Below are 17584 nucleotides of genomic sequence, written 5' to 3' on the forward strand. Positions count from 1 at the left end.
ACGTGCGAACGGCCGGGGCAGGCCCGGCCGTCGCGTCGTCAATGGCTCCCGTGCGGCCGGATCAGACCTTGCCGTAACCGCCGCCGCCGGGGGTGAGCACCACCACCACGTCGCCGGCGTGCATCTCCGTCTGGTCCGTCGAGCCCAGTTCCTGCACGCCGCCGGCGGCGCGTTCCACCAGCGTCTTGCCCGGCGCGCCGGGCTCGCCGCCCGCCATGCCGTAGGGCGGCACCCGCCGGCGGTTGGCGAGGATGGCGACGGTCATGGGCTCCAGGAAGCGCAGCCGGCGCACCGTGCCGTCGCCGCCGCGGTGGCGGCCGGCGCCGCCCGAGCCCTCGCGGATGCCGAAGCTCTCCAGCAGCACCGGATACCGCCACTCGAGCACCTCGGGGTCGGTGAGGCGGCTGTTGGTCATGTGGGTGTGGATCGCCGAGCAGCCGTCGAAGTCGGGGCCGGCGCCGGAGCCGCCGCAGATGGTCTCGTAGTACTGGTAGCGCTCGTTGCCGAAGGTGAGGTTGTTCATGGTGCCCTGCGCCGCGCCCATCACCTTCAGCGCGCCGTAGAGGCTGTCGACCACCACCTGGCTGGTCTCCACGTTGCCGGCCACCACGGCGGCCGGGTAGACGGGGTTCAGCATGCATCCCTTGGGCAGGATGATCTCGATGGGCTTGAGGCAGCCCTCGTTCATGGGGATGTCGTCGTCCACCAGCGTGCGGAAGACATAGAGCACGGCGGCCCGCGCCACCGAGTTGGGGGCGTTGAAGTTGTTGGGGCGCTGCTCGCTGGTGCCGGTGAAGTCGACGGTGGCCGAGCGGCTGTCCTGGTCGACCGAGATCTTCACGCGGATGACGGCGCCGTCGTCCATTTCATAGGCGAAGTCGCCGGACTTCAGGCGGCCGATGACGCGGCGCACGCTTTCCTCGGCGTTGTCCTGGACGTGGCCCATGTAGGCCTTCACCACGTCGAGGCCGAAGTGCTCCACCATGCGGTGCAGCTCGTGCAGGCCCTTTTCGTTGGCGGCCACCTGGGCGCGGAGGTCGGCGACGTTCTGGTGCGGGTTGCGCGCCGGGTACTTGCCCGACTTGAGGACGGCGGTGATCTCGTCTTCCAGGAAGCGGCCGTTTTCGACCAGCTTCAGGTTGTCGATGAGCACGCCTTCCTCGTCCACCGTGGCGCTGTCGGGCGGCATGGAGCCCGGCGTGATGCCGCCGATGTCGGCGTGGTGGCCGCGGCTCGCCACGAAGAACAGGATCTCGCTGCCGGTCTCGTCGAACACCGGGGTGATGACGGTCACGTCGGGCAGGTGGGTGCCGCCGTTGTAGGGGGCGTTCAGCACGTAGACGTCGCCCGGCTTCAGCTCGGGGCCGTTCTCGCGGATGACGGTGCGCACCGATTCGCCCATGGAGCCCAGGTGCACCGGCATGTGCGGCGCGTTGGCGACCAGGTTGCCCGTGGCGTCGAAGATGGCGCAGGAGAAGTCCAGGCGTTCCTTGATGTTGACGCTGTAGGCGGTGTTGGCGAGCGTCGCACCCATCTGCTCGGCGATGGACATGAACAGGTTGTTGAACACCTCCAGCATCACCGGGTCGGCGTCGGTGCCGATGGAGACGCGCTTCGGCCGCGGCGCGATGCGCGTCAGCACCAGGTGGTTGCGGGTGTTCAGCTCGGCCGCCCAGCCGGGCTCGACCACGGTGGTGGCCGTCGCCTCGATGATGACGGCGGGGCCCATGACGCGGTCGCCGACGTGCAGCGACTCGCGCAGGTAGACCGGCGCCTCGTGGTAGGCGCCGCCCGAGTAGACGCGCACCGTATCGGCCGCGGCGGGCGCCTCGGCGGCGTCGGCGGGGCGGCTGATGACCGGGTCTTCGGCCTGTTCGGTGGCGCCGATGGCCTCCACCGACACGGCCTCGACGATGAAGCCGCGGCCTTCGATGACGAAGCCGAACTGCTGGCGGTGGTTGTCCTCGAAGGCGGCGATCAGGCCGGCCTTGTCGGCGGCTTCCACCACGATGGCGGTGTCGGTGCCCTCGTAGCGCAGGTGGACGCGGGCGACGACGGTGATCTGGCGCTCCTCGACGCCCTGGCCGAGCAGCTCCTTGCGGGCGTCGGCGCCCAGTTCCTCGTGGACGGCGGCGATGTCGGCCATGGCGGCGTCCGACAGCTTCACCTCCAGCGACCGCTCGCGCATGGCGCGCAGGTCGGCGAGGCCCATGCCGTAGGCCGACAGCACGCCGGCGTAGGGGTGGATGAAGACCGAGTTCATGCCGAGCGTGTCGGCGACCAGGCAGGCGTGCTGGCCGCCGGCGCCGCCGAAGCAGGCGAGCGTGTATTCCGACACGTCATAGCCGCGCTGCACCGAGATTTTCTTGATGGCGTTGGCCATGTTCTCGACGGCGATGGTCAGGAAGCCTTCCGCCACCTCTTCCGGCGTGCGCGGTTCGCCGAGCTTCGCCTCGATCTCGGCGGCGAGCGCGGTGAACTTCTCGCGCACCACGTCGGCGTCCAGCGGCTGGTCGGCGTTCGGGCCGAAGACCTTGGGGAAGAAGGCCGGCTGGATCTTGCCCAGCATGACGTTGCAGTCGGTGACGGCGAGCGGCCCGCCGCGGCGGTAGCAGGCCGGGCCGGGGTTGGCGCCGGCGCTGTCGGGGCCGACGCGGAAGCGGCTGCCGTCGAAGAACAGGATGGAGCCGCCGCCGGCGGCGACCGTATGGATGCTCATCATGGGCGCGCGGATGCGCACGCCCGCCACCACCGACTCGAACGACCGCTCGTAGACGCCGTCGTAGTGCGACACGTCGGTGGAGGTGCCGCCCATGTCGAAGCCGATGATCTTCTCGAACCCGCCCATGGCGGCGGTGCGCACCATGCCGACGACGCCGCCGGCCGGGCCGGACAGGATGGCGTCCTTGCCCTGGAACAGGCGGGCGTCGGTCAGGCCGCCGTTGGACTGCATGAACATGAGCCGCACGTCGCCCAGGTCGCCGGCCACCTGGTCGACGTAGCGGCGCAGGATGGGCGACAGGTAGGCGTCGACCACCGTGGTATCGCCGCGGCCCACCAGCTTCATGAGCGGGCTGGCCTCGTGGCTGGTCGACACCTGGGTGAAGCCGATGCGGCGGGCGAGGTCGGCCACCTGCTTCTCATGGCTGGTGTAGCGGTAGCCGTGCATGAACACGATGGCGCAGGCGCGGATGCCCGAGTCGTAGGCGGCGCGCAAGGCGGCGTCGGCCTGCTCCAGGTCGAGCGGCGTCTCGATGGTGCCGTCGGCGCGCACGCGCTCGTCGATCTCGGCCACCTGCTCGTAGAGCATTTCCGGCTTGACGATGTTGCGGTCGAACAGCCGCGGCCGCGCCTGGTAGCCGATGCGCAGCGCGTCGGCGAAGCCGCGGGTGGTGACCAGCAGGGTGCGGTCGCCCTTGCGCTCCAGCAGCGCATTTGTGGCGACGGTGGTGCCCATCTTCACCGCCTCGATGTCGGCGGCCGGCACGGTGGCATCCTTGGGCAGGCCGAGCAGGTCGCGGATGCCCTTCAGCGCCGCGTCACGGTACTGCTCGGGGTTTTCCGACAGCACCTTGTGGGTGACCACGGTGCCGTCCGGCTTGCGCGCCACGATGTCGGTGAAGGTGCCGCCGCGGTCGATCCAGAACTGCCACCGGCCGGTGGCCTGCTGCACGTGCACGGGGGTCGACGCGGAGGTGGGGGAGGCGGTCATGGCCGGACGGTGCTCCTGCTCGCATGAAAATCTACGTTGACAGGATCGTCATAAGACGTGGACATTTTGTCAACGATTTCTCATTATGAAGCTGTCACGCAAGAGAGGGAGGTCCAACCCCGTCATGCCCGCAGCGATGTTGCGCAGCGTATGGTCAGCGGATGAGCAGCGGCAGTTCCGCCGGCTCGTCCCACAGCCATGCGTCGCCGTCGCGGCGCAGTTCGGGGAAGTGGCCGGGCACGATGCGGTCCGCCATGTCGAGGATACGGCGGATGGACGCCGTGCCGTTCTCGGCGGTGTCGAACGCCATGTCGCAGCGCCGGGCCATGACCTCCTTCACGTACTTGATGGCGTCGCCCGCCAGCACCACGGTCCCCTTCGAGTCGGTGTCGAGGATCAGCACCTGCAGGCCGGGCGTGTGGCCGGGTGCGGCCATGTGGCGGATGCCGGGCGCCAGCTCGCCGTCGCCCTCGATGAAGTGCAGGTCGTGCTTGCGCAGCTGGTCCTGGATCAGCCAGGGGATCAGGATGTCCTCGGGGTGCGGCGCGGCGGCGTAGTCGAATTCCCGCCGGCTGACGATGACGCGGGCCTGCGGGAACAGGTCGATGTTGTTGGCGTGGTCGAAGTGCAGGTGGCTGAGGAACACCACCTTGATGTCGGCCGGCGTCAGCCCCGCCCGCTGCAGGCCCTTGATCACGCCGATGCGGTTGGAGAAATGGCCGCAGTCGAACAGCCACGGGCCGTCGGGCGTGCGGATCAGCGTCACGTTGGCGAGCGCCAGGAAGCCTTCGCGGAGCTTCAGGTTGTTGCCCTTGACGATGACCTCGTAGTCGATGCCGAAGCGCGCCGACGCCATGAACCGGAACTCCTTCTTCCGCGCAACAAAACCCGCACATTGACTCGGATATTAGGCGCGGGTGATCGTTTGTACACCCTTCATCAAATGCCGAACGGGAGGCACACAACAATGAACGCTTTCACCACCCGGTCCCGCATGCTGGCGGCCGCGGCCGTTCTCTCCACCGGCCTCGCCGCCGGTCCGGCGCTGGCCGAGACCACCTGGGACATGCCGACGCCCTATCCGGACAACAATTTCCACACCCTCAACATCCAGAAGTTCGCCGAGGACGTGAAGGAAAAGACCGGCGGCGAACTGGTCATCAAGGTCCACCCCGCCGGCTCGCTCATCAAGCACCCGGAAATCAAGAACTCGGTGCGTTCGGGCGTGGTGCCGGTCGGCGAGTTCCTGATGTCGCAGGCGCAGAACGAGAACCCCATCTTCGGCATCGACAGCGTGCCCTTCCTCGCCACCGACTACGCCGCGTCGGCGAAGCTGTGGGACGCCGCCAAGCCGGCGGTCGACGAAGCGCTGCAGAAGCAGGGCCTGAAGGTGCTCTACACCGTGCCGTGGCCGCCGCAGGGCATCTATACCAAGCAGCCCATCGACAAGATGGACGACCTGAAGGGCATGAAGTTCCGCGCCTACAACACCGCCACCGAGCGCGTGGCGACGCTGGCCGGCGCCGTGCCGACCCAGGTGGAAGTGCCCGACCTGCCGCAGGCCTTCGCGACGGGGCGCGTCGACGCCATGATCACCTCGCCCTCGACCGGCGCCAACTCCAAGGCCTGGGACTACGTCAGCCACTACTACGACACCAAGGCCTGGCTGCCGCGCAACATCATCGTCGTCAGCGACAAGGCGTGGCGCCGCCTGGACGAGAAGACCCAGCAGGCCGTGATCGATGCCGCCGCCGCCGCCGAAAGCCGCGGCCTGGAGATGAGCAAGCAGGAGACCGAGGAAAAGACCAAGGTCCTCGCCGACAACGGCATGACCGTCGCCCAGCCGTCCGACGCGCTGAAGCAGGGCTTCGCCGACATCGGCAAGACCATGACCGAGGAATGGGCCAAGACCGCCGGCGAGTCCGGCAAGGCCGTGCTCGACACCTACCGCGCCGCCAACTGACGGCAGCGTGGAGGCCCCGGCCGCGCCGACTCCTCCCTTGACTGGGCGCGGCCGGGAGCCTGCTTTTCCGCCTTCATTTTCCAGGACAGGACGGTTCCGGCCATGCGCAAGGCGCTGGATACCCTTTACCTCGCGAGCGGCGTGCTGGCGGCGCTGTTCCTCGTGGCGATCACGCTGGTCGTGCTGGCCCAGGTCGGCGCCAACATCATCGGCAAGGTCAACCAGTGGGTCACCGGCGAGCCGCTCGGCCTGGTGGTGCCGTCCTATGCCGACTTCACCGGCTGGTTCCTGGCGGCGTCGAGCTTCCTCGCGCTCGCCTATACCCTGCGGGCCGGCAGCCACATCCGCGTCGAGCTGCTGATCCAGGGCGCCCGGCCGCGCCTGCGCCGCTTCATCGAGCTGTGGTGCTGCGGCCTCGGGCTGCTCGCGTCGGGCTACTTCGCCTACTGGGCCGCCTCCCTGACGTGGGAGAGCTGGAGCTTCGGCGACGTCTCCTTCGGTATGGTCGCCATGCCGCTGTGGATCCCGCAGTCGGGCATGACGCTCGGCCTCATCGTGCTCACCGTGTCCTTCGCCGACGAAGTGGTGCGCATCCTGCGCGGCGACATGCCGAGCTTCGACGCCAAGGAGGCGGACCTCGCCGACTCCTTCGACGATACCCCCGCCGATCGCTGAAGGGCGCCGCCACCATGAACGAAGTCGTCCTGACCCTGTTCCTCGTCGTCGCCCTGTTCGCCTTCCTCGGCTCCGGCGTCTGGGTGGCGCTGTCGCTGCTCGGCGTCGGCTGGCTCGGCCTCGCGCTGTTCACCTCCGCTCCCGTCGGGCAGGTGCTGGCGACCACCGTGTGGGGCGCCAGCAATTCCTGGGCGCTGGCGGCGCTGCCCTTGTTCATCTGGATGGGCGAGATCCTGTTCCGCTCCCGCCTGTCGGAAGACATGTTCGCCGGCCTGGCGCCGTGGATGAGCCGCCTGCCGGGGCGCCTGCTGCACGTCAACGTCATCGGCTGCGGCATCTTCGCCGCCGTCTCGGGCTCGTCGGCGGCAACCGCCGCCACCATCGGCAAGATGTCCATCCCCGAGTTGCAGAAGCGCGGCTACGACCCGCTCATGACCATCGGCACGCTGGCCGGGTCGGGCACCCTCGGGCTGCTGATCCCGCCGTCCATCATCCTCATCGTCTACGGCGTCGCCATCGAGGAGAGCATCGCCCGGCTGTTCATCGCCGGCGTGCTGCCCGGCGTGCTGCTGGTGAGCCTGTTCATGGGCTTCATCATGGTCTGGGCGCTGGTCAACAAGAGCAAGGTACCGCCGGCCGAGCCGAGCCTGCCCCTGCGCGACAAGCTGCGCCGCACCCTCGGCCTGATGCCGGTGGTGCTGCTCATCGCCGGCGTCATCGGTTCCATCTACGCCGGCATCGCCTCGCCGACCGACGCCGCCGCCGTCGGCGTGGCGCTGGCGCTGCTCATCGCCTGGGTGTCGGGCTCGCTGACGTGGCAGAGCTTCGTCGACGGCCTCATGGGCGCGACGCGCACCAGCTGCATGATCGCCTTCATCCTGGCCGGCGCCGCCTTCCTGACCGTCGCCATGGGCTTCACCGGCATTCCGGCCAAGCTGGCGACCTGGATCGGCGCCTTCGGCCTGAGCAAGTACGAGCTGCTGGCGGCGCTGACGGTGTTCTTCGTGGTGCTCGGCTGCTTCCTCGACGGCATCTCGGTGGTTGTGCTGACCACCGCCGTCATCATGCCCATGGTGGAACAGGCCGGCATCGACCGCATCTGGTTCGGCGTCTACCTGGTGCTGGTGGTGGAAATGAGCCAGATCACCCCGCCGGTCGGCTTCAACCTGTTCGTGCTGCAGGGGTTGACGGGCAAGAACATCCTCTATGTCGCCCGTGCCGCGCTGCCGTTCTTCCTGCTGCTGGTGCTGGCGGTCATTCTGGTCACCGCCTTCCCGGGCATCGCCACCTATCTGCCCGACGCCATGATGGGCTGATGGAGCGCGTCGCCCACATCCTGGTGGCGCACAGCCGGTGGTGGCTGGCCGGCAGCGTCTTCGCCGGCCTCGCCCTGCCGGAACTGGCGACGACCCTGCGGCCGCTGCTGCCGCCCGCCGTCGCCGTGCTGCTGGTGCTGTCCATGCTGCGCATGGATTGGGCGGCGGTGCTGGACTACGCCCGCCGCCCGGCGCGCATGGGCCTCGCGCTCGCCTGGGTGCTGGTGGGGGCGCCGGTGGTGATGGCGGCCGTTGTGGCGCCGCTCGGCCTGTCCGACGGCTTGCGGGCGGCGCTGATTCTCATGGCGGCCTCGGCGCCCATCATGTCGTCGCCGGCGCTGGCCGTGCTGCTCGGGCTCGACGCCTCGCTGGCGCTGGTGGTGGTGGTGGCGGCGACGCTGACCATGCCCTTCACGGCGCCCTGGGCCGCCGACCTGCTGGCCCACCTGCCGCTCGCCATCCCGACATGGGAGCTGACGGCCCGCCTCGCCGGGCTGGTGGCGGGCAGCGTGGCGGCGGCGCTGGTGCTGCGGCGCCTGATCGGGCGGGCGCGGCTGGTGGCCTGGGGCAGGGGGATCGACGCCGCCTCGGTGCTGTTCCTGGTGCTGTTCGCCATCGCCATCATGGACGGCGTGACGGCGGAGCTGATCGCCGACCCGGCCCGCACCCTGCTCATCATCCTCGGCAGCTTCGCCGCCAACCTGGGCCTGCAGGCCGCCGGCGCGGCGCTGTTCTGGTGGACCGGCCGGCGCGCCGCACTGACCGTCGGGCTGGTCGGCGGCAACTGCAACATGGCGCTGCTGCTCGCCGTGCTGCCGGCGGAGGTGCATCCCGACGTGCCGCTCTACTTCGCCCTCGGCCAGTTCCCCATCTACATCCTGCCGGCCGTGCTGACGCCGCTCTATCGCCGGCTGCGCCTGCAGGGTTGACTTTCCCGCCGCTGGAACCTCCATGGATGAGAGTTCCGTCGACGGCAGACAGAGGACACCGCCATGGCCTATGCCCCTTCGCGCCTCATGCAGGTCGTGCTGATCGGTCTGCTGCTGGCGGCCCTCGGTGTCGTCGGCCTGTGGGCGTGGTGGAGCTGGGGCGGCACCGGCAGCCCCCTGCGGGCCGATGCGGGCGACGCCGAGATGGTGGCGCTCGGGCGCCAGGTCTATGCCGCCCAGTGCGCCTCCTGCCACGGCCCGACGCTGGCCGGCGAGCCCGACTGGCGCACCCGCAACCCCGACGGCACCCTGCCGGCCCCGCCCCACGACGAGACCGGCCATACCTGGCACCACCCCGACCAGCAACTGTTCGACATCACCAAGTACGGTGTCGAGCGGTTCGCGCCGCCCGGCTACCGGTCCAACATGCCGGCCTTCGAGGACGTCCTGTCGGACCGCGAGATCTGGGCCGTGCTGGCCTTCATCAAGTCGCGCTGGCCGGACGAGACCCGCCGCGTCCAGGAAGCCCGCAACAGCAACCGCTAGTATGTGCGGCGGAGGCTTTTTCTCTCCTACTTTTTTCAAGAGTGCTGGAACCGTTTTCGCCGTCGCGTGTTTCAATACCCGCATCGTGGATGAGGACGCGCCGCGATGCAGCGCCCGGCCGCTCCGCCGGCGGTCCGAGGGAGGCACCGACGGGCCGGGCGTCACGAACAAAAAATCGATGCGTCATAAAAGGGTCCCCGAGGCGCGCTATGGTGTCGCCAATCGCGCCGAGGGGCCGAACACCAAGTCCGGGGAGACAGAACCGTGAATGGGCGTTATCGCAAGGCCGGCATCGAACCGCCGCTGGACGAACTGATGGACGACGAGCTCGTTCATCTCGTCATGCGCCGCGACCGCCTGACGCCCGACATGGTCTGGGCGCATGTCGAGACCGCGCGGGCGGGCCTGCGGGGCCGCTTGGCCATGCCAGAGCCCGTGCGCCGCTGCGCCTGAGGTTCGACCGTCGACGGACGTCCAAGAGCAGCGGGGACCGGGTCGCTGGGCACAAGCGGCCCGGTTCTTCGTTTTTCCGTACCGCCACGGGTTGAACAGGCGGCTGCCGGCTTGTTAGTCTGCGTCCGGCCGCTGCGGGGGACGACGGGGCGGCCGTCAGGACCGACTGCAAGCGGACTCCGACCCATGTTCGAACCCTGGATGGTCGCCGCCGGCGCCGTCGCGCTGGCGCTGCTCGTCGCCATGCTGCTCGCCGCCGCACAGGAAAGCCGCCGCCACGCCCGCCAGCACCGCCTGGATCAGGCCTATGCGCGCGCCCGCCGCGTGCGCTATGCCGGCACCGGCGAGCAGGGGCGGCCCTATTCCGTCTATACCGACCGCGTGAACCAGTTCTGAGGCCGTCCGGTCACGGAGTCGGCCCCGGCGCCACCACGATGCGGTTGCGGCCGGCCGCCTTGGCGGCGTAGAGGGCCCGGTCGGCCCGCCGCAGGACCTCGTCCAGCGCATCGTCGCGGGCCGCGTCGGCGACGGCGACCCCGACGCTCACCGTCGCCGCCACGTCGCCCGCGGCGGTCGCCACCGCCAGCAGTTCGGTGCCCAGGCGGATGCGTTCGGCCGCGCGCACGGCGCCGGCGTCGTCGGTCTCCGGCAGCATCAGCACGAATTCCTCGCCGCCGACGCGCGCCAGCACGTCGCAGCGCCGCAGGTCGGTGGCGGCGGTCAGGGCGAAGGCGCGCAGCAGGCGGTCGCCGGCGTCGTGGCCGTGGGTGTCGTTCAACCGCTTGAAGTGGTCGAGGTCGAGCAACAGGAAGGCCGGCATGCGGCCGTGGCGGCGGGCGCGCACCATTTCGCGTTCGGCGGCCTCGGTGAAGGCGCGGCGGTTGAACAGGTCGGTCAGCGGGTCGCGGGTCGCCTGACGGGTCAGTTCCGCCTGCAGGACCTCGCTGGTGAGCACGATCAGGCCGAAGCCCGTCACGATCATCCACACGAAGCCTTCGATGAAGGTGGGAACGCCGAGGAACCCGAGCGGATAGACCGCCGGCTCCCACGCCGCCCCGAGCGCGATGCCCGCCCGCGCGGCGTAGAACAGCGCGTGCGCCGCGAACAGGCCCGCCAGCAAGGTCCCGACCAGCGAGCGGCGCCGCGCCAGCCGGGCGAATTCCCACGCCGACAGCAGCGTCAGCACCACCGTCAGCAGCGACATGACGGCGACGCGCATGGCCGTGCCGCCGTCGCCGAGGAAGGCCAGCATGCCGACCGCCGCAACGATCAGCGGCGGCGGCGCCATCCAGAGGCGCACCGGCCGCTCCGCCAGCCGGCGGGCACCCAGCCACACCAGCAGGTATCCGGCGGCCACCAGCGTATTGCCGCCGACGATGGCGACGGCGGGGTCGATGACGCCGCGCAGCAGCGTCAGCGCGAGCCCGAGCCCGGTGACCAGATAGCCGGCGCCCCAGTAGCGCAGTCCCTTCACCGGCAGGTGCAGGTGGCTGGCGAGCAGCAGGGCGGCGCCGGCGGAGAAGCTCACCATGCACATGGCGCCGATGAGTGTCGGGAGATCGAAGGGAAGGTTCGTCATGGGAGAAAGGTCGGCCGCAGGTCGGCGCCTTGGCCGGTGGTCCTACTTCTTTAGACCACAGAACGAGCGAAGAGGCCAAGCGGGTTCCTTTTTTACCGCTCTTTGGTGTCGCCTTACCCTCCCGGTGCCGGCCGGTTCCGATACTGGTACGTCGTCCGGTCTGGCCGCCGCCCCAAAGAAAAACCCGCCGGAGCGTGTGCTCCGGCGGGTTCGTCCGGGACCTTGCGGCGGAAGGTGGGATCAGAGGCCCATCTTCTTGCGCAGGTTCTCGTCCAGCTTCTCGAGGAACTGGGTGGTGGTCATCCACGGCTGGTCCGGGCCGATGAGGATGGCCAGGTCCTTGGTCATGTAGCCGGCTTCCACCGCCTCGACGCAGACCTGCTCCAGCTTTTCGGCGAAGTCGACCACCTCGGGGGTGTCGTCGAACTTGCCGCGGAACTTCAGGCCGCGGGTCCAGGCGAAGATCGACGCGATCGGGTTGGTCGACGTCTCCTTGCCCTGCTGGTGCAGGCGGTAGTGACGGGTGACGGTGCCGTGGGCCGCTTCGGCCTCGACGGTCTTGCCGTCGGGCGTCATCAGCACCGACGTCATCAGGCCGAGCGAGCCGAAGCCCTGGGCCACGGTGTCGGACTGCACGTCGCCGTCGTAGTTCTTGCAGGCCCACACGAAGCCGCCGGACCACTTCATGGCGCAGGCGACCATGTCGTCGATCAGACGGTGTTCGTAGGTGATGCCCTTGGCCTTGAAGGCGTCGGCGAACTCGGCGTCGAAGACCTCCTGGAACAGGTCCTTGAAGCGGCCGTCATAGGCCTTCAGGATCGTGTTCTTGGTGGACAGGTACACCGGCCAGCCGCGGTCGAGGCCGTAGTTGAAGCAGGCCCGCGCGAAGCCCTTCACCGACTCGTCGAGGTTGTACATGCCCATGGCGACGCCCGCCTCGGGGAACTTGAACACCTCGTACTCGACCGGTTCGCCGCCGTCGGCCGGCGTGAACTTCATGGTCAGCGTGCCCTTGCCCGGCACCTTGAAGTCGGTGGCGCGGTACTGGTCGCCGAAGGCGTGACGGCCGATGACGATCGGCTGGGTCCAGCCCGGCACGTAGCGCGGCACGTTCTTGCAGATGATCGGCTCGCGGAAGACGGTGCCGTCGAGGATGTTGCGGATCGTGCCGTTCGGCGACTTCCACATCTTCTTCAGCTTGAATTCCTCGACGCGCTGCTCGTCGGGGGTGATGGTGGCGCACTTCACGCCGACGCGGTGTTCCTTGATCGCGTTGGCGGCATCGACGGTCACCTGGTCGTCCGTGGCGTCACGGTGCTCGACCGACAGATCGTAGTACTTCAGGTCGACGTCGAGGTACGGCAGGATCAGCTTTTCCTTGATGAAGGACCAGATGATCCGGGTCATCTCGTCGCCGTCCAGCTCGACAATCGGATTCTTGACCTTGATCTTGCTCATTTGGGCGGTTCTCCCGATGGGTGACGAACTCGGGTGTCCGATGGGGTGCGCCCCATGTCTATGGATGGACCACTACCGGATGCGTGCGCCGCGGACGGCGGCACCATAGACGTCGGCGCGCCGGCAAGCAAGACCCGCCCGTTCGGGCGGTATGGGTGGGGCGGCAAACCGGCGCTTTTACAGGCGTTCGTCGGCATCGGCCGCCACCGTGCCCACCCCGGCGCGGCCCAGCTCCTCCTCGATGGTCGGGAGAATCCGTTCGACCCGTTCCACCACGGTGAACAGGTCGCGGTTGGCGGGGCGGGCGAAGCGGTGCTCGATCATGTGGTCGACCAGCGCCAGCAGCGGCTGCCAGTAGCCGCCGATGTCGGCCAGGATCACCGGCTTGTTGTGGATGCCGAGCTGGCGCCACGTCAGGATCTCGAAGGTCTCGTCCAGGGTGCCGAAGCCGCCGGGGAACACCACGAAGGCATCGGAGCGCTGGAACATGGCGTGCTTGCGCACGTGCATGTTCTCGACCACGTGCAGCTCGGTGGCGCCCTGGAAGGCGGCCTCGAGCCGCGTCAGGTGCTCGGGGATGAAGCCGACGACGCGGCCGCCGCCGCCCATCACCGCTTCCGCCGCCGTGCCCATGAGGCCGACGTGGCCGCCGCCGTAGACCAGCTGCACCCCCGCCGCCGCCATCTCGCGTCCGAGTGCGTCGGCCGCTTCGGCGTAGAGCGGGTCGTCCCCGACCGAGGAGCCGCAGAACAGGCACAGCGAGGTCAGGTGTCGGGTCATGGCGGAGCGTCCTTCGTCAGTTCTTTTTGGTCGTGCGGCCCCGGCGCCGGCGCACCGCCGCGGGGGCGAAAAGGGGGCCGGTCGACGCATCGACGGCGGCCCCATCCCTTCCTGTATGAGGTTCAACGACCGCCGACGCCAGGGGGTCCGCCGGCTGCGCCGTCAGGAGCAAGGCTTTTTCGCCACGGCATCCCCGCCCGGCGGCGACCGCGACGGGGCGCCTGTGTGACCGAGTCACAGACCACGCTCACGGAAATGTGGCTTGATGCGCTGCAGCGAATTGGGATAGTTGCCCCACCACTTTTTCATCCGAAACATACGAATCAAAAATCTTCGAGAGGAGTTCGATCATGAAGTTCGCCGCCCTGGCCGCCGCCGCCGCCGTGTTCGCCGCCACCGCCGTCGCCCCGGTCGCCGCCTCGGCCAACGAGGCCGCCGTGAAGTACCGCCAGAACAACATGAAGGCCGTCGGCGCCTACATGCAGAACACGGTCGCCGTGCTGAAGGGCGAGGTGCCCTATGCCGAGCAGCTGGAAGCCAACGCCCTCGGCCTCGCCGCCGCCGCCAAGCTGTCGCCGGCCGCCTTCAAGACCGACACCTCGGGCAGCGACGTCAAGACCACCGCCAAGGCCGACATCTGGCAGAACTGGGAGAAGTTCGAAGGCGGCCTGACCATGATGGCCGAGCGCAGCGACGCCCTGGTGGCCGCCGTGCAGGGCGGCGACAAGGCCGCCATCGGCCAGGCCGTGCAGGCCGTCGGCGAGACCTGCAAGACCTGCCACGACAACTTCCGCACGAAGTAAGCCGTCGGTCCGAGCAGTCCGAAAGGGGGCCGGGAACACGTGTTCCCGGCCCTTTTTCCTGCGCCGCCGACGGGGCGCGGGTGGTGCCGGCCGGCGGCCCCGTGGTAAGACGGGGGGAGCCAACCGGGAGCCTCCGATGTCGCGCGAGACCATCCTGCGGCCCACCGTCACCATCGCCCGCGGCGCCGTCCTGCCCGCGGCGGCGGCGGCCGTGCTGGCGGTGGTGTATTCCGTCGACTTCCTGGCCTTCCACACGGTGGCGGAACTGTTCGCCGTCTGCGTCGGCGCCTCGCTGTTCTTCGTCACCATGCCGCTGGCGCGGGTCGACGTGGAGCCGGCGGCGGTGCACCTCGGCGCCGGCTACCTGTGGGTGGCCTTGCTGGATCTGCTGCACGTCCTGTTCTTCGAGGGCATGAACCTGCACCCGCACGGCGGCGCCAACGCCGGGGCGCAGTTGTGGGTGATGGGGCGGCTGATCGAGGCCCTGCTGCTGTTGACCCTGCCGCTGGCGGTGGCGGCGAAGCGGCCGGCGGGGCGGGCGATGCCCTTCGCGGCTTTCGGCGCCCTCGCTCTGGCCGGCTATGCCGCCGTCGAGCAGCAGGTGATGCCCGACGCCTATGTCGCCGGCAGCGGCCTCACCGCCTTCAAGGTCGGGGCCGAGTACGTCATCATCACCGTGCTGGCGGTCACCCTCCTGCTCTTGCGGCGTCACCGCCGCCGGCTAGGGGAGGAACTCTACGGTCCGCTCGTGGCCTCCGTGGGGCTGACCATCGCCGCCGAGGTCCTGTTCACCCTCTACGTCGTCGTGGACGGGCCCCTGAATGCCGTCGGCCACATCCTGAAGGTCTGGTCCTACTGGTTCATCCTGCGCGCCCTGCTGCAGCGCCGCCACGCCTGAGGCCGCACGCGCCAAGGGCCGGAGGCGGGTGCCTCCGGCCCTGTCGGCCGTTACTGGCGGGGACGCGGGATCAGGAGCGGGCGGCTTCCGGCGCGGCACCGCCGTCGAGCAGGCGGAAGGGCACCTTGACGGCATAGGCGCCGTCGCCGAGCATCGCCTGCACCAGCAGGGTCACGGTCCAGAAGGCGGGGAATTCCCAGCCGCCGCCGGGGGCGCTGAACACCCAGCCGTTGCCGGCATGGGCCCACAGGGCGCCGAGCAGCACCGGCACCAGCAGCAGCGCCACGAGGCGGGTCCACAGGCCGAGGATGAGGGCGAGGCCGCCGGCGACCTCGGCGAAGATCACCAGATAGGCGAGCGGGCCGGGCAGGCCGATGCTCTCGAAGAAGCCGACGGTGCCGGCCGGCGTGAAGACGAAGACCTTCATCAGGCCGTGGGCCAGCACGGCGACGCCCAGCGTCAGGCGGAGCAGCAGGGCGGCGTAGGGGGCGAAGCGGGTATCGGTCATGGCGGAAACCTCCGGGTCGTCGGGTTCTGGCGGGCGATGCGCGCCGCCGTTCATGAACCCGACTATGCCGGTCGGAATGACCGTGAACAATCTATCGAAATGGAACCTGTTCGTGTCCTGAATGGAAACGATGTGCCGGAGGTCAGACCTGCGTCACCACCGCCCACACGGCTCCGACGGCGACCAGGACGGCGCCCAGCGCCACCACCGGCGAGGCGAAGCGCAGGCCTTCGGCGGCACCGGCGGGGGCCGGCTTGCGGCCGGTGACCATGGCGCGGATCAGGTTCTCGCCCTTGACCGCCAGGTAGAACAGGGCGGCGGCGACGTGCAGGCCGATGAGCGTCAGCAGGGCGGGGAACAGGATGCCCTTGTGCCAGCCGGTGAGGGCGTCGCTGGTCTCCTTGCTCACCAGGCTGTAGAGCGGGCCTTCGGTGAAGATGTCGTCGTTGGCGAACAGGCCGGTGCCCGCCTGCGCCGCCAGCACCAGCAGCAGCGCCAGGATCATCCAGCCGCCCGCCGGGTTGTGGCCGAGGACGTAGGCCGCCGTCTCCTTGCCGCCGCCGAATGCCGTGCGCAGGTAGCGGACGACGGCCGCCGGCCCCTTCACGAAGTCGCCGAACCGGGCGGTGGTGGAGCCGAACAGCCCGTAGAGCACCCGCCAGATCACCAGGGCCAGCACGCCGTAGCCCATCAGCATGTGCTGCGCCATCTGCCCGGTCGGCACGGTCCAGCCGAGAATCGTCGCGCCGCCCAGCGGGCCGAGGGGGATGGCGGTGTTCTCGCCGGTCCACCACAGGCCGGCGATGAGCAGCACGAGCGTCCAGTGGAACAGGCGTGTCGGCAGGTCCCACACGCGCACCGGCTTCAGGCTGCCGAACTGCCGGCGCGCCGCGTGGTCGGGCGGAAGGGAGGCTTGCATGGTCATGGCGGTCGTCTCACGGCTGTTGCGGCGGATCTGGACATCCCTCCGGCGGAGCCCGGCGGAACCGGTTGAACCCGGCGGCATCTTGGTGTTGGGTACGGGCTCCGCCGGGACCATACGCAATGCTGGACCGGCGCGTCCACTCACCCCTTCGTGAAGAGAGGCTTTGCCGCCGCATGGTGGACCTGGTGCTGTCCCTCGCGCTGCCCTTCCTGGTGGCCGTCGCCGTGGCCGGCGTGCTGCGCCTGTCGGCGGGGCCGGAGCGCGGCGGCCGTCTCACCGGGGCGGGGCTCGCCGTCGGCTTCCTCGGCTGGTGGCTGTGGGCGCGCGGCCTGTCGCCGATGGTGGCCGAGCCCATCCATCTGGCGCCGCACGTGACCCTCGGCGGCCTGCTGCTGGGGGCCGCCGCCGACGGCTGGATCGGGCGCCGGGCGGCGGCCTGGGCCGTGGCGGCGGTGTTCTCGGCCGCCTGCCTGTGGGCGCTGGCCGGCATGCCGGGCGACCTGGCGGCGGTGGCGGCGCAAGGGCTGCCGCTGCTGGCCGTGGCGGCGCTGTGGGGGCTGTCGGTGGCGGTGCCGGCGCGGGCCGCCACGACGGCGCCGGCGGCGCTGCTGCTGCTGGCCATGGCGGCGCTCGGGCTGGCGGGGGCGGCGGCGGCCTTCGGCGTCGCGGGCGTGACGGCGGCGGCGCTGGCGCTGGCGGCGGCGAGCCTCGGCGTACTGGTATGGGGACCGGCGGCGGCGGCGCAACCCGGCTGGGTGCCGGCGCTGGCCGGCGGCGGCACCTTCACGGCGCTGGCTGCGGCCCTGGTGGCGGCGGAGCCCGGCGCGGCCGGCCCATTGGCAGTGCTGGCGCTGGTGTTCCTGGCCGAGCCGACGGCGGCGCGTCTGCCGGCCGGCGGTGCCCGCCTCGCGACGCTGGCCCGGCCGTTGTGGCTCGCGGCGGTTGCGGCGGTGCCGGCGGCGCTGGCCGGCTTCCTCGCCCAGGTCGCGGCGAGAGTCTCTTCCGGCTGAGGCCGTTGCGCCGCATAACCGGACGTACT

Annotated in this window: 17 protein-coding genes; 10 read left to right on the forward strand and 7 right to left on the reverse strand. The window is 69.9% G+C overall.

Annotation, left to right across the window (positions count from 1 at the left end; translation table 11 throughout):
- Window positions 1-61: 61 nt before the first annotated feature.
- Window positions 62-3712 (reverse strand): hydantoinase B/oxoprolinase family protein, encoded by a 3651-nt coding sequence (locus CRP50_RS01330; protein WP_097277170.1) that lies wholly within the window; start codon window positions 3710-3712, stop codon window positions 62-64.
- Window positions 3713-3866: 154 nt separating this feature from the next.
- Window positions 3867-4568: an N-acyl homoserine lactonase family protein gene (locus tag CRP50_RS01335; protein WP_097277171.1), complete on the reverse strand. Its 702-nt coding sequence runs from the start codon at window positions 4566-4568 to the stop codon at window positions 3867-3869.
- Window positions 4569-4679: 111 nt separating this feature from the next.
- Between CRP50_RS01335 and CRP50_RS01340 the strand changes: the two genes are divergently transcribed.
- The 7 genes from CRP50_RS01340 to CRP50_RS01370 all read left to right on the forward strand — a co-directional run bounded on the left by CRP50_RS01340 (window position 4680) and on the right by CRP50_RS01370 (window position 9990).
- Window positions 4680-5675 (forward strand): TRAP transporter substrate-binding protein, encoded by a 996-nt coding sequence (locus CRP50_RS01340; RefSeq protein ID WP_097277172.1) that lies wholly within the window; start codon window positions 4680-4682, stop codon window positions 5673-5675.
- Window positions 5676-5777: 102 nt separating this feature from the next.
- Window positions 5778-6350 (forward strand): TRAP transporter small permease, encoded by a 573-nt coding sequence (locus CRP50_RS01345; protein ID WP_097277173.1) that lies wholly within the window; start codon window positions 5778-5780, stop codon window positions 6348-6350.
- A gap of 14 nt (window positions 6351-6364) precedes the next feature.
- The gene (locus CRP50_RS01350; RefSeq protein WP_097277174.1) at window positions 6365-7666 is read left to right on the forward strand and encodes a TRAP transporter large permease; all 1302 of its coding nucleotides are present in this window, start codon (window positions 6365-6367) and stop codon (window positions 7664-7666) included.
- Window positions 7666-8595: a hypothetical protein gene (locus CRP50_RS01355; protein WP_097277175.1), complete on the forward strand. Its 930-nt coding sequence runs from the start codon at window positions 7666-7668 to the stop codon at window positions 8593-8595. Before CRP50_RS01350 ends, CRP50_RS01355 begins: the two co-directional genes overlap by 1 nt.
- A gap of 63 nt (window positions 8596-8658) precedes the next feature.
- Window positions 8659-9141 carry a c-type cytochrome gene (locus CRP50_RS01360; RefSeq protein WP_245913328.1) on the forward strand — a complete coding sequence of 161 codons (483 nt, stop codon included), beginning with the start codon at window positions 8659-8661 and terminating at the stop codon, window positions 9139-9141.
- Between the two features lie 264 nt (window positions 9142-9405).
- Complete coding sequence (locus tag CRP50_RS01365; protein ID WP_097277176.1) at window positions 9406-9594, forward strand: hypothetical protein; 189 nt, start codon at window positions 9406-9408, stop codon at window positions 9592-9594.
- A gap of 186 nt (window positions 9595-9780) precedes the next feature.
- A complete protein-coding gene (locus tag CRP50_RS01370; protein ID WP_097277177.1) occupies window positions 9781-9990 on the forward strand; it encodes a hypothetical protein in 210 nt (69 codons plus the stop codon).
- Window positions 9991-10000: 10 nt separating this feature from the next.
- On the opposite strand, the gene CRP50_RS01375 is transcribed toward CRP50_RS01370, so the two are convergent.
- The 3 genes from CRP50_RS01375 to CRP50_RS01385 form a co-directional block, all read right to left on the reverse strand.
- Window positions 10001-11173 carry a GGDEF domain-containing protein gene (locus CRP50_RS01375; protein WP_097277178.1) on the reverse strand — a complete coding sequence of 391 codons (1173 nt, stop codon included), beginning with the start codon at window positions 11171-11173 and terminating at the stop codon, window positions 10001-10003.
- 240 nt (window positions 11174-11413) lie between these two features.
- A complete protein-coding gene (locus CRP50_RS01380; RefSeq protein ID WP_097277179.1) occupies window positions 11414-12631 on the reverse strand; it encodes an NADP-dependent isocitrate dehydrogenase in 1218 nt (405 codons plus the stop codon).
- A gap of 177 nt (window positions 12632-12808) precedes the next feature.
- Window positions 12809-13411: a TIGR00730 family Rossman fold protein gene (locus tag CRP50_RS01385; RefSeq protein ID WP_097277180.1), complete on the reverse strand. Its 603-nt coding sequence runs from the start codon at window positions 13409-13411 to the stop codon at window positions 12809-12811.
- A 350-nt stretch (window positions 13412-13761) separates the two neighbouring features.
- On the opposite strand from CRP50_RS01385, the gene CRP50_RS01390 reads away from it, so the two are divergent.
- Both CRP50_RS01390 and CRP50_RS01395 read left to right on the forward strand, forming a co-directional pair.
- A complete protein-coding gene (locus CRP50_RS01390) occupies window positions 13762-14214 on the forward strand; it encodes a c-type cytochrome (protein ID WP_097277181.1) in 453 nt (150 codons plus the stop codon).
- A 136-nt stretch (window positions 14215-14350) separates the two neighbouring features.
- On the forward strand, window positions 14351-15112 hold the full coding sequence (locus CRP50_RS01395; RefSeq protein ID WP_097277182.1) for an MASE3 domain-containing protein: 762 nt from the start codon (window positions 14351-14353) through the stop codon (window positions 15110-15112).
- A 70-nt stretch (window positions 15113-15182) separates the two neighbouring features.
- Here the strand turns inward: CRP50_RS01395 and CRP50_RS01400 are convergent, their stop codons facing one another.
- Window positions 15183-15620 carry a DoxX family protein gene (locus tag CRP50_RS01400; protein ID WP_097277756.1) on the reverse strand — a complete coding sequence of 146 codons (438 nt, stop codon included), beginning with the start codon at window positions 15618-15620 and terminating at the stop codon, window positions 15183-15185.
- A 142-nt stretch (window positions 15621-15762) separates the two neighbouring features.
- Window positions 15763-16545, reverse strand: a complete 783-nt coding sequence (locus tag CRP50_RS01405; RefSeq protein ID WP_245913329.1) for a cytochrome b/b6 domain-containing protein — start codon at window positions 16543-16545, stop codon at window positions 15763-15765.
- A gap of 173 nt (window positions 16546-16718) precedes the next feature.
- Here CRP50_RS01405 and CRP50_RS01410 point away from each other — a divergent pair, with 173 nt between their 5' ends.
- Window positions 16719-17555, forward strand: coding sequence for a hypothetical protein (locus tag CRP50_RS01410; protein WP_097277183.1), 837 nt, complete (start codon window positions 16719-16721; stop codon window positions 17553-17555).
- The last annotated feature ends 29 nt before the right edge of the window (window positions 17556-17584 follow it).

This window comes from Caenispirillum bisanense (genome assembly GCF_900230255.1).
Classification (GTDB): domain Bacteria; phylum Pseudomonadota; class Alphaproteobacteria; order Rhodospirillales; family Rhodospirillaceae; genus Caenispirillum; species Caenispirillum bisanense_A.